Annotated in this window: 12 protein-coding genes; 1 reads left to right on the top strand and 11 read right to left on the bottom strand. The window is 44.0% G+C overall.

Features of this window, described 5'->3' with window-relative positions:
* Positions 1–21: 21 nt before the first annotated feature.
* Both L0P89_RS06980 and L0P89_RS06985 read right to left on the bottom strand, forming a co-directional pair.
* Positions 22–2,220, bottom strand: a complete 2,199-nt coding sequence (locus tag L0P89_RS06980; protein WP_235267689.1) for a S8 family serine peptidase — start codon at positions 2,218–2,220, stop codon at positions 22–24.
* 160 nt (positions 2,221–2,380) lie between these two features.
* Positions 2,381–3,334 carry an endonuclease/exonuclease/phosphatase family protein gene (locus L0P89_RS06985; RefSeq protein WP_235267690.1) on the bottom strand — a complete coding sequence of 318 codons (954 nt, stop codon included), beginning with the start codon at positions 3,332–3,334 and terminating at the stop codon, positions 2,381–2,383.
* Positions 3,335–3,408: 74 nt separating this feature from the next.
* On the opposite strand from L0P89_RS06985, the gene hflX reads away from it, so the two are divergent.
* A complete protein-coding gene (hflX, locus tag L0P89_RS06990; RefSeq protein ID WP_235267691.1) occupies positions 3,409–4,623 on the top strand; it encodes a GTPase HflX in 1,215 nt (404 codons plus the stop codon).
* A gap of 264 nt (positions 4,624–4,887) precedes the next feature.
* Here hflX and L0P89_RS06995 read toward each other — a convergent pair whose 3' ends face one another.
* The 9 genes from L0P89_RS06995 to sufB all read right to left on the bottom strand — a co-directional run bounded on the left by L0P89_RS06995 (position 4,888) and on the right by sufB (position 12,591).
* The gene (locus L0P89_RS06995) at positions 4,888–5,814 is read right to left on the bottom strand and encodes a DUF3078 domain-containing protein (protein WP_235267692.1); all 927 of its coding nucleotides are present in this window, start codon (positions 5,812–5,814) and stop codon (positions 4,888–4,890) included.
* Positions 5,815–5,877: 63 nt separating this feature from the next.
* Positions 5,878–6,384 carry a DUF2480 family protein gene (locus L0P89_RS07000; protein WP_235267693.1) on the bottom strand — a complete coding sequence of 169 codons (507 nt, stop codon included), beginning with the start codon at positions 6,382–6,384 and terminating at the stop codon, positions 5,878–5,880.
* A gap of 1 nt (position 6,385) precedes the next feature.
* Positions 6,386–6,718: a DUF59 domain-containing protein gene (locus tag L0P89_RS07005; RefSeq protein ID WP_235267694.1), complete on the bottom strand. Its 333-nt coding sequence runs from the start codon at positions 6,716–6,718 to the stop codon at positions 6,386–6,388.
* Position 6,719: 1 nt separating this feature from the next.
* Positions 6,720–7,142, bottom strand: coding sequence for a SufE family protein (locus L0P89_RS07010; RefSeq protein ID WP_235267695.1), 423 nt, complete (start codon positions 7,140–7,142; stop codon positions 6,720–6,722).
* Between the two features lie 70 nt (positions 7,143–7,212).
* Complete coding sequence (locus L0P89_RS07015; protein ID WP_235267696.1) at positions 7,213–8,439, bottom strand: aminotransferase class V-fold PLP-dependent enzyme; 1,227 nt, start codon at positions 8,437–8,439, stop codon at positions 7,213–7,215.
* 33 nt (positions 8,440–8,472) lie between these two features.
* Entirely contained in the window at positions 8,473–9,789 is a 1,317-nt protein-coding gene (sufD, locus tag L0P89_RS07020; RefSeq protein WP_235267697.1) for a Fe-S cluster assembly protein SufD, read from the bottom strand.
* On the bottom strand, positions 9,789–10,247 hold the full coding sequence (locus tag L0P89_RS07025; RefSeq protein ID WP_313790947.1) for a four helix bundle protein: 459 nt from the start codon (positions 10,245–10,247) through the stop codon (positions 9,789–9,791). Before L0P89_RS07025 ends, sufD begins: the two co-directional genes overlap by 1 nt.
* A 33-nt stretch (positions 10,248–10,280) precedes the next feature.
* Positions 10,281–11,033 (bottom strand): Fe-S cluster assembly ATPase SufC, encoded by a 753-nt coding sequence (gene sufC / locus L0P89_RS07030; RefSeq protein ID WP_235267698.1) that lies wholly within the window; start codon positions 11,031–11,033, stop codon positions 10,281–10,283.
* Positions 11,034–11,145: 112 nt separating this feature from the next.
* Entirely contained in the window at positions 11,146–12,591 is a 1,446-nt protein-coding gene (gene sufB, locus L0P89_RS07035; RefSeq protein WP_235267699.1) for a Fe-S cluster assembly protein SufB, read from the bottom strand.
* Positions 12,592–12,605: the final 14 nt, after the last annotated feature.

The following is a 12,605-nucleotide window of genomic DNA, read 5'->3' on the forward strand; positions in this document are numbered from 1 at the left end:
CTTCAAAGCCCAATTAAGCTCTTAGTTTTTGTAGAATTTCGAGCTTTTCAAACCCGAATGGTCCTGCACCATCAACACATATAGGCCAGAGGCCAAATCAGCGACATTGATGGCACCATTGACTTTTCCGTTCTTAATGATATTGCCCGATACGGTCACCACCGAATACTCGGCATCAGATGACAATTGGGCATTTACCATTAACTCATTCACTGCCGGATTGGGATATACGGAAATATGCAACGCTTCAGAATGTGACAATGGCCCATATTCGATCGGTTGCTCGGTAGCCGCTCCATTGAATTCAAATTCGAGTGTCTTACTGAATTCTGAGACCAAATTTTCAGTGCATACTGCCCGTAATCTGATTTCATACGCTTTGCCCTTTTCAAGGTCGGGTATGTTCCAATGGTTTTCCCAGGTATGGCCAGTAACCCATTCAACCTCGTTCTTTTCTTTGTATTGAATCTCAAAGAGCGTTTCGGCTGCTGCATTCCATTCAAACCTTGCAACTGCTTCGGTCGCTGAGGCCAACTCCAGTCCATTTGGGGCCTCAATGCGACATTGGGTCAGCTCTGCCCCTGAAACAATCAATGAAAAATCTTGTACAGCACTGGTAAGACCGCCTTTGTGTGTGATGGTGATGGTGTATTCTCCTTTTGCATCCTGTATATCGATACGTTCATAGGGATCGACTCGATTATCGCCCTTTTGGGCTCTGTCATTGGCTTTTGCCGGATTCAGTTTCCAAGGAAAAAATTCTTTTCCGTCCTTGGTAATCCTCATATCCAAATCATTTGTCAATGCTGCGGTGGCATCATTTATACTGCCCCGGTTGATGAATTCTCCTTTAGGATCGGTCCAAGAAATGGAAGCCGATAAAGGCTGCTTTCCGTCGGCCTTTACCGTAATGGAATATACCGCATTATTTGCCAAGGTTTCTTCAGAAATTATTGTACTAAAGTCTTTATGTTTCAATACCTCGGCCGCTTGCTTGACGTTCAGAACGCCCCATCCCATTTTATAATCTGGCCCAGCAGCGGCAACATCATCGGCGGTATGTAGGGCAAGCCCCTTCAAAGTGGCCGCCTTCATGTAGGTGCCGTAAAGTTGCTCATGGTACTGTTGTAATAAAAGCAAAGAACCTGTTACCCCCGGTGTGGCCATCGAAGTGCCCGTTGAGGCTCCATAGCTTTGGTTGCCGTATGAACTTGCAGAAAAAACCGAAGTGCCATCGCCTGCCAAATCAGGTTTGATACGACCATCATCAACCGGGCCAAAGCTGCTATAGCCCGCCACTTCGGCACTGGTCAATTCACCTTTGTCATTGATTCGGGTATTGGCTCCAGCTACGGTAATGCCATTTTTAGAAACGGCAAAGCCCAGCAAAAGATCGAACCCATCTTTTGTTTTGCCGTAAACGGGCATTTCATTGTCATAAGAATTCTGCGCATTGCCCGCTGCGGTGACCATTAAATAATAGGGCGCATTGAACATGATATCGTCCCAATCTTGTGACACCTTGATGTATGAGCCAAAGTACCAGTCAGGTACACGGTCAGATTTGATACCGTATGAATGGTTTGAAAGCAACATACCGTTTGCTGCGGCCTCTGCCACTTCAATTTTATCGCGTGTCCAATCGTGGGTCAATGCATCAGCGGCAAAAGCCACGCCCTTGGCCTTTTTCTTGACCCCCGATGAAATTAGCGCCCCCGTGACCATTGTGGCATGTGGGCTGATTTCTTCCGTACCATCCATATTCTTGGCCCTAACATCAAATTCTTGATGGGTGGCCAGGGCAATACCTGCATCCCAAACCCCAACCTCAAGATCGTCACCGTCTAAAGCCAAATTCAATGAGCCTCCTTGATGAAGTTCATTGGCCCTGGAAACTTTGCTGGTAGGATCCATAAATGTGGTGTAGAAAAGAGGCGTGCCGTCATCTCCCAAATCTTGCAATGAAACAATAGTGCCATCAGATAGTTTTTCATTCATCTTTAATCCATTTTCTTTGGCAAATTGTTGAAGCTTGATTTGCTTCATGTCATAACCAGCCTTCATTTTTGAAATGAAAGTCTCTATTTCTTTGGTCTGATAAACGGAACGAATGAAATTTTTCTGTTCTTTGGACTGACCTCTAACCAGTGCGGTGTAGAAAAGTACACTTGAAAAGAGAACAATTTGCAAAGTCTTAAAGACAATGTTATTGTAGTCCATGGCTTTCTAATGAGTAAGATTTGGACTACAAATATATTTTTATTAACTAAAATCATCGATTAAAATCCCTATTTATTCGATGAAATGCGCAGTTTTTCTCATTCGCATGTTGTGAAAATTCAATTTTTTGTGGTTTTGTGGTGCCCTTGCCCCAAGCTTATCACTGCTCTTTCAATATGACATAAACGGGAAAATGGTCGCTATAACCGCCTAAATATTTTTTACCGGCAAAAGTCCGAAACGGATTCCCCTTGTATGAACCTTTCCATTCTTTTAGCAAACGAGGTGAAAAAATGGCTGCTTTCTGAAAGCTATGGGTATTCGGCTCGTGGTTCAAAAAGCTGTGCGACAGTAATATTTGATCAAAGAGGCTCCATACCCCTTTATAATTTGCACTACCGCTGACCGGTGAAAGCAGTTTTCTCCACGGATTGATAAACTTGCCTGTCTTCATCAGCATTTCAATGCTCTTGGCATTGGGGTCGTCATTAAAATCGCCCATTACAATAAGGTTTGCTTCTTTATCGGCAATTTTTTTCATTTTTCCCATTATCTCTTCTGCAGCCTTTATGCGTTTGTATTGGGTTTCTTCGGCCCCATCTCTCCTTGAGGGCCAATGGTTGACAAAAATGTGGACTTCTTCTGCATGAAGCTGCCCCTTCACATATAAAATATCTCGGGTAAGGTCTCGGTCACCGTTCAAATTGTCAATGATAAGAGGTATCATCTCTGCCTGCAAAACCTCAAAGTGGTCTTTATGGTACAATAGTGCCGTGTCGATGCCCCTTTCGTCTGGCGAGTCAAAATGCACATAATCGTATGCTATTTCCGAAAGTGGTTTTTGGGCCAGCAAATATTCGATGACATTCTTGTTCTCTACCTCGGCAATGCCGATCAATACAGGTGGTTTTTGTGTTTCTTCAACACCGATCTTTGCAATGGCACGGGCCAACTTTTTTGCTTTCTTTTTGAAACGCTGTGGGGTCCACTTTTTAAATCCCGCTGGTGTGAAGTCATCATCAAGTGTGTAGGGGTCATTGACCGTATCGAAAAAATTTTCCAGATTATAGAAAGCGATCGTATGGGGTTTCTTATAGGGGCCCTTTTTTGACATAGTAAAAAATGCTTCCCCCAAAATACAAAATTCAACTTGCAAACATTGTGTAGCTTTGCAGTCTAATTAAGACTATGCTTGACAAAAAGAACATTGAGCTCGAAAAAGCCGCCCTCATCGGTATCATCAACAAATCACAGAACGAGCAAAAAGTCAAAGAATATCTTGACGAGCTTGAATTTCTGACCTATACCGCCGGTGGTGAAGTGGTAAAACGTTTTGTGCAAAGAATCGAGGTGCCCAATCCGAAGACTTTTATCGGTAGCGGAAAGATGGAAGATGTACAACGATTTGTCAAAGAAAATGATATTGGTTCGGTCATCTTTGATGATGAGCTCTCACCCGCACAGCAAAACAATATTGAAAAAATATTGCGCTGCAAAATATTGGATCGTACCAGTTTGATCCTGGATATTTTTGCCCAACGGGCCCAGACCAGTTATGCCCGTACCCAAGTCGAGCTTGCCCAGTACGAATACCTTTTACCAAGACTGACCGGCCTATGGACACACTTAGAGCGACAACGCGGGGGTATTGGTATGCGCGGACCTGGTGAAACAGAGATAGAGACCGATAGGCGTATTGTTCGTGACCGCATTGCCCTTTTGAAAAAAAAATTGGGCAAGATAGACAAGCAGATGGAAACCCAGCGGGGCAATCGCGGGGCCTTGGTACGGGTAGCCTTGGTCGGTTATACCAACGTAGGCAAATCAACCCTGATGAACGTTATCAGCAAGAGTGATGTTTTTGCCGAAGACAAGTTGTTTGCCACGCTTGATACCACTGTTCGAAAAGTGGTCATTGGCAACCTGCCCTTTTTACTGAGCGATACGGTCGGATTCATCAGAAAACTGCCCACACAATTGGTTGAAAGCTTCAAAAGCACATTGGATGAAGTACGTGAAGCCGACCTGTTATTGCATGTTGTTGACATCTCACACCCAAATTTTGAGGAGCATATTGAGTCGGTGAACCAAATTCTGGATGAAATCGGAAGTGCCGACAAAAAAATCATCATGGTCTTTAACAAAATAGATCGATACCGACCCGAAACCATTGAGGAAGATGATTTGGTCACTGAAAAGACCGCTGCCCATTTTACCTTGGAAGAATGGCAAAAGACATGGTTTGGCAGAATGGGCAATGATGCACTATTCATCTCGGCCCTGAATAAAGACAACTTGGATGGGTTCAGAAAAAAGGTCTATCAAGCCGTTAGGGAAATACACGTGACGCGTTTTCCGTACAACAATTTTCTATACCCTGAACATCTTGACACTTTTTCATAACACCTCGCATAATGCTGTTCATCGATAAAACCGCACCACTGGTTTGGGCCACCACAAAAAAGAATTGTTTGACAACAAAAATTGCGGGTTAACAATTTTGTGGTCGTATCTTTACCATGATTAAGTTATAGTGTTTATCCCCAAATTTTCACTCGAGCTTAAGCTCAAAAAAGGTTAGCAAAATAACCCAATTTAAACCCTACTTACATTAAAAAAGCCCAGACAAATTGTCTGGGCTTTTTTATGTGTATACCACCATGGTATTTAGAAAGAATAGCTCAATCCCAAGGTCCAGTAGGTCTGTAAATCGTTGTCTATAGTATCAAAGGTGGCCCCGGTATTGCCAAGAGTGTTGACTTCATAGTTAAGGGCTTCCTGTTTGTTGTTGCGAAGTCCGAAATCAAACCCGACGCCAATGACCTTCCAAAGTGTATAGGAAAAAGAGTTTATCCATGTCCAGTTGCTCAGGTCGCCATCTTCATAACTTTGAAACATCGAAAGGTTTGTCTTGAAGTTGATGGCACCGATCTTTCGTGTATAATCGGCCAAGATTTTGGCGCCCAATGACGAATTGAAAATGGTATCGTCATCGGCAAACACGAAATTATAGTTCAAGGGGTGTATCACTACCACTAGATCGGTAATGGGTGTCCATGTCATGCCGACACCCAAATCTAGATAACCGGGATCGTTAAAGTTGCTGAGAATGGTGGTGCGATATTCCATTAAACCAGATGCCGCCCATTTTTCACTCAATTTTCGACCATAAAGGGATGTCAAATTGAATACATCGGTCGCCTCACGAAAACCTTCTTCATCATTGGGGTCATCTTCATCGTCCAATTTTACCCATGAAAGGTTGGTGTTCAATGAATTTCTCCAAAAAAACTTGTCTTCGATTAAATTGGCATATGCATTGACCGTAAAGCCTATGTTACCCGATGAGTTGTTCGGAAAACCTTGGGCGTACCAATTGTTGAAATTTGAAAGACTACCCCCAATGGTACCGAAAGCGCCCACCCGCCAACCGGGCAGGGCATCAATTTGGGCCTGTAGGGCATCGACCCTACCTTGAATGGCGGCAATGGAATCTTTTTTGGGGGCCATTTCGGCCTCTAGTTCTTCTTTGGTCTGGGCCCATACCATAGTGGTCGCCAAAAGGGCGGCGACCATAGCGATTAAGTTCTTCATACTGTTAGTGTTTTAGCGATTAGAAACACAAAAGTACGAATTGTCACATTTCTGCTTTGGGCATTATTTTCTTTTGTGCAAGGGCACAGAAGAGCAGGCCTCACCGTACATCACACTTTTGGCGACAGGCTGTATTTTGGCGATAGCCATGAGATAGGCATTTTCAGGTACGGGTTTGTTTGCACAGCCTTTGATGATAACAGGCTTGTCTTCAAAGCTGGAAACATCTAGGCTTTGAATGATTTCTTGATACAATAAGGTCTCGAGTGTCTCTGAATCACCTCGAACCACTTTTTTTGCAAAAGGCTGTAGTTTGGAAGCGAGCAGCATAAACGCCCAACCGGGCACAATGGCATCTGAAGAACAGGTAAGGGCCACATAAGAATCGGCATATTGCGACCAATCGTGCTCGTCAACTTTAAACCGGAATTCTTTTTCACGTAAGATCAACCCCTCGTAAAGCCACTCTTTGATGTCAAGCACCCTCCTTTCCCCTTCTGGATAGAGTTCTTCCAAATCAAAGGTGATCAGTTTACTTTGCGCGACCCTATTTACTATTTCTTCTGCCATGTTATAAAAGTCCCAACTCAAGTTTGGCTTCTTCACTCATAAGATCTTGTGTCCATGGTGGGTCAAAGGTAATCTCGACCTCGGCACCCTTGACCACGTCCAAAGATTTCACTTTTTCCTCTACTTCAACGGGCAGTGTTTCTGCCACTGGGCAATTCGGCGAAGTAAGGGTCATCAGAATCTTGACATCATAATCTTCATTGACAAAGACATCATAAATCAGCCCCAATTCATAGATATCAACAGGTATCTCGGGGTCATAAATCGTTTTTAATACCCGTACTATTTTTTCTCCCAGTTCGGCAGTATCAATGGTCTTTGTGTCTTCACCCATGTTAGTTCAATTGTGTTTGATAGGCCACGGCATACAGTTTCAACTGTTTGATCATGCTGACCAGACCATTGGCCCTTGTAGGCGACAAATGCTCTTTTAGTCCAATTTCATCAATGAAGCCAGTATTGGCTTCGATGATGTCTTGAGGTCTCTGATCGCTGTAGGCCCGAATCAAAATGGCTATAATGCCCTTTGTGATAATGGCATCACTATCTGCGGTAAAGACCAATTTATCACCTTCTAATTCTGCATGCACCCAAACCTTGCTTTGGCAGCCCTTGATGAGGTTATCATCAGTCTTATATTGGTCATCTATCAACGGTAGTGATTTGCCCAATTCGATCATATACTCATAACGCTGCATCCAGTCATCGAACATCGAAAACTCATCTACTATCTCGTCTTGTATCTCGGCAATGGTCATCTGTCGGTTTTGTGCAAAAATACCATTCGTTCAGGCGTTTATCAAATGATTGGCAAAATGTTAACCTAGATTACAATAACATAGCTTTGGCCCTTTTGACCGCCTCGACCATTGCCTCGATCTCTTCTTTGGTATTATAAAAACTAAAACTGGCCCGAACCGTACCGGGAATCCGGTAGAAGTCCATAATCGGTTGTGCGCAATGGTGGCCGGTGCGTACGGCAATACCCAGTTTGTCTAAAATCGTGCCGATGTCATAGGGGTGAAACCCCTCGATGTTGAACGATATGACCGATGTTTTTTCTTTTGCCGTACCATAAATCTTGAGCCCTTCGATTTTTAGCAGCTCTTCCGTGGCATATTCAAGCAGTTCTTGTTCGTAGGTCGCTATGGCATCAAACCCGATACCGTTCATGTAATCGAGTGCTGCACCAAAAGCGATGCCACCACAAACATTGGGTGTACCGGCCTCAAACTTGTGCGGTAAGTCGGCATAGGTGGTCTTTTCAAAGGTCACCTCAGCTATCATTTCACCACCGCCTTGATAAGGGGGCAACTTTTGTAGCCATTCTTCTTTTCCATACAGCATTCCGATTCCGGTGGGGCCACACATTTTGTGGGCGGAGACCGTGTAGAAATCCACATTCAAGGCTTGCACATCGGCCTTTATATGGGGGGCCGCTTGGGCACCATCGATCAAAACGGCTGCGCCTGCCCGATGGGCCGCTTCGATAATTTCCTTAATGGGATTGACCGTACCCAGTGCATTCGAAACATGGTTGCAGAACACCAATTTTGTTTTTTCGGAAAGGAGGTTGTGATATTCATCCATGATCAACTCACCTTCCAAATTCATGGGAATCACCTTTAAAACCGCCCCTGTTCGTTCACAGAGCATCTGCCAGGGCACGATATTGCTATGGTGCTCCATGGCCGAGACCAAAACTTCATCTCCTTTTTGTATAAAGGAAGAAAAGCCATTGGCCACCAAATTGATACCATGGGTAGTGCCCGAAGTGAAAATCACTTCATGGGGTTTGGCAATGTTGAAATGCCTTTGAATTTTGCCCCTAGCTTCTTCATAGGCATCGGTGGCCTCTTGCGAAAGGGTGTGTACCCCTCGGTGTATGTTGGCGTTGTACCGTTGGTAATAATCAACAATGACATCGATGACCTGTTTAGGGGTCTGGGAAGTGGCCGCATTGTCAAAATAGACCAAAGGCTTTCCATTGACCTTACGATTTAGAATCGGGAAGTCTTTACGGATGGTTCCTATGTTAAAGGTTGTACCTATCATGAAAGGGATTCCTGCTTCCGTTGGAATGATATTTTATAGTTCAAAGCCCAATCGAACACCCAACTTATTCGCGATCAATTTATTGATACGGGTCTTCAATTCAGGAATACGGACGCTTTCCAACACATTATTGGCAAAGGCATACATGAGCAACGCCGCCGCTTCCTTTTTGGGGATACCCCTTGACTGAAGATAAAAGAGTGCCTCCTCATCCAATTGGCCAATGGTGCAACCATGTGAACATTTGACATCATCGGCAAAAATCTCAAGCTGGGGCTTTGAGTTTACGGTCGCCTTGTCGCTGATGAGCACATTGTTGTTCTGCTGAAAGGCATTGGTCTTTTGGGCAATCTTATCGACAATGATCTTACCGTTGAAGACCCCCGTTGACCTTTCGCCGAAAACACCTTTATAATCTTGATGGCTCTCGCAGTTGGGCTCGGCATGGTGCACCAAAGTGTGGTGGTCAACATGCTGCTTTTCGCCTAAAATGGTAATTCCCTTCAAGGTCGAATCGATACGTTCACCATTTTGGTAAAAGTTAAGGTTGTTGCGGGTTAACTTTCCACCAAAAGAAAAGGTATGTACCCGAACCACGCTGTTATCTTTCTGCGAAATATAGGTGTTATCGACCAACGAAGCTGTATTAACATCGTTCTGTACCTTGTAGTAATCAACAATGGCGTCTTTGGCCGCAAAGATCTCGGTCACCGAATTGGTAAAGACTTCATTGCCTGTCAAACTTTGGTGACGCTCGATTACCTGAAGTTCAGCATTTTCTTCCGCAATGATCAAATTACGGGGCTGTAACATCAGGGCCGCTTCATTGCCCGTTGCCAAATGCAAAATCTGAATGGGCTTTCTCGGTGCCTTGTTCTTGGGAATATAGATATAGGCCCCCTCTTTGCTGAATGCCGTGTTCAAGGTAGTCAGTGATTCATCTTTAGAGGCCACTTTGTTGAAATAAACGTCAATGACCTGTTTGTACATGGGCTTGGTCAAAGCAGAGCTCATCAAACAGACATCGACCCCATCATGGGTGGTCTCAGATAGATAACTGCTATAGACACCATCGATAAATACAATTTTATAGGTATCGATCTCGTGAAGAAAATACTTTTTGACATCTTTATACTCGAGTGCATTCTCTACTTTCGGAAACACACTGAAATCGACCTTTTGCAAATTGTTCAAAGAGGTGTACTTCCAAGCTTCCTGTTTTTTGGTCGGAAACCCTTTCGCCTCAAAGGTTTTGATCGCTTCAGATCGAATGTCGTGCACCGGATGGTTCACATCGACATTGTTCTCAAACGCCATGAACGATGATATGAGTTTGTCTTTTAAATCCATTATTCTTTGGTTTCATGTTTCCCATCAAACTTTGTTTGATGTTTCAAGTTTCTATTGTTTACCACTCCGTTCCTGAATTTCAAGCCTTTGAAATCCTCTTTGTTCAGATAGGCCATGAAATTTGCAATACGTTTGCTCAGAATTTTGTAGTCCTTTATTAGATCAAATAATTTGTCTTCAGATATATATCCATTATCATAAATGCGGTACAATTGCGACCTTGTTTCACCAGCGGAAGATTTAGAGATAGATAGAAATTGTATGAATTCCCTATTTCCATCTCTTTCAAATCCTTCAGCGATATTGTCCATAACTGAGCCCGAAGAAGCTTTTATTTGATCTCTCAATCGAAAATCAGATTTCAAGTCTGTCTTTTTGGATATTTCAATTATTTCTTTGGACAATCTTCGTGCCTCTTGCCAAACATCCAAATCTTCAAAATACTTTACAGTTGCCATAACCTGAAACCAGAAACTTTGAACCAGAAGCCGCTAAACAGTAGCTTCTTGTTTGATCCAATCGTACCCTTTCTCTTCCAGTTCAAGGGCCAGGTCTTTGTCGCCCGACTTCACGATTTTGCCCTCGTGCAGCACATGTACATAATCGGGCACGATATATTCGAGCAATCGCTGGTAATGGGTGATCACAACGATGGCGTTGTCTTTGCCCCGCAACTTGTTCACCCCATTGGCCACGATGCGCAGGGCGTCGATGTCGAGCCCTGAATCGGTTTCATCTAAAATGGCGAGTTTTGGCTCCATCATCGCCAATTGAAAGATTTCGTTCCGCTTCTTTTCACCGCCTGAAAAACCTTCGTTCAACGAACGCGAAAGAAACTTTCTGTCGATATCGAGCATCTCTGATTTCTCACGGATGAGTTTCAACATCTGGTTTGCCGGCATATCTTCAAGCCCCCTGGCCTTGCGTGATTCGTTGATGGCCGTTTTCATGAAATTGGTCACCGACACTCCCGGAATTTCAACTGGATATTGAAACGAAAGGAAAATTCCCTTATGTGCTCGCTCTTCAGGGGCGAGTTCTTCCAAGTCTTCCCCATCGAGTTCGATGCTACCCTTCTTTATCTCAAACTCTTCTTTGCCCGCAATGACCTCGGCCAAGGTACTCTTGCCCGAACCGTTGGGGCCCATGATGGCATGTACCTCTCCGGCATTCACCTCTAAGTTTATACCATTCAATATTTTTTTGCCGTCGACACCGGCATGTAAATTCTTGATTTTTAGCATTTTTTCTTTATTTCAAATAATTCGAACTCTTTGGAAACGTATCAAAATCTTTTTTAAAAGGCATTCATACGGACCTTGATCTGCGAAATGTCAGGGCCAATATTCTCTTCAATCAACCAACTGAACCCTCTAAACTGATCTCCAATAATTTTTGCGCCTCTACGGCAAACTCCATGGGCAACTTGTTCAATACCTCTTTGCTAAAGCCATTGACGATCAAAGCGATGGCCTTTTCAGTATCGATGCCCCTCTGGTTGCAATAGAAAATCTGGTCTTCACCAATTTTACTGGTGGTGGCCTCATGCTCTATCTGAGCGGTCTTGTTCTTGGCCTCGATATATGGAAAAGTATGTGCTCCACATTGATTGCCCATCAACAATGAGTCACATTGCGAAAAGTTACGGGCATTCTCAGCACGGCCGTTCACCTGTACCAACCCCCGGTAACTGTTCTGCGACTGCCCAGCGGAAATACCCTTTGAAATAATGGTGCTTCTCGTGTTCTTGCCCAGGTGAATCATTTTGGTGCCCGTATCGGCCTGTTGAAAATTGTTCGTTACCGCGATGGAGTAGAACTCCCCGATAGAATTGTCGCCTTTCAATACACAGGAAGGATATTTCCATGTGATGGCCGAACCTGTCTCTACCTGTGTCCAAGAAATCTTGGCGTTCTTTTCGCAAAGTCCGCGCTTGGTCACAAAATTAAAGACCCCGCCATTTCCTTCCTTATCACCGGGATACCAGTTTTGTACCGTTGAATACTTGATTTCGGCATTATCTAAAGCGATCAATTCGACTACCGCGGCATGCAATTGGTTCTCATCACGCATGGGTGCGGTACAGCCTTCTAAATAACTGACATAGCTGCCTTCATCAGCAATGACCAAAGTTCTTTCGAACTGGCCCGTACCCGCTTGATTGATACGGAAATAGGTCGACAGTTCCATCGGGCATCGCACTCCTTTTGGAATGTAGCAAAAGCTGCCATCTGAAAAGACTGCCGAGTTCAGCGCTGCATAGAAATTGTCTTTCTGGGGCACCACCGTACCGATATATTTCTTCACCAGTTCAGGATGTTCTTGTATCGCTTCTGAAATCGAGCAAAAGATGATGCCCTTTTCGGCCAAGGTCTTCTTGAACGTGGTGGCCACTGAAACAGAATCCATCACAACATCAACCGCCACTCCCGCCAGTTTTTTCTGTTCGTCCAAAGAAATACCCAGTCTCTTGAAGGTATCCAACAACTCTGGATCCACCTCATCCAAACTATTGTATTTGGGTTTTTTATTGGGAGCCGAATAATAAGAGATATCTTGAAAGTCAGGCTTTTTATAGGTGACGTTGGCCCACTCGGGCTCTTCCATTTCTTTCCAGATACGAAAAGATTCCAAACGCCACTCTGTCATCCATCCGGGCTCTCCCTTTTTCTTTGAAATGGCGGCCACGATATCTTCGTTCAACCCCTTCGGAAAGGTGTCGGATTCAATATCGGTATAAAAACCATACTCGTACTCTTTGGTCTCGAGTTCTTTCTTTAATTCTTCTTCTGTATAGGCCATGTTCCCGTTCTAAA

Origin of the sequence: Muricauda sp. SCSIO 65647 (assembly GCF_021534965.1) — a bacterium.
Lineage (GTDB): Bacteria > Bacteroidota > Bacteroidia > Flavobacteriales > Flavobacteriaceae > Flagellimonas_A.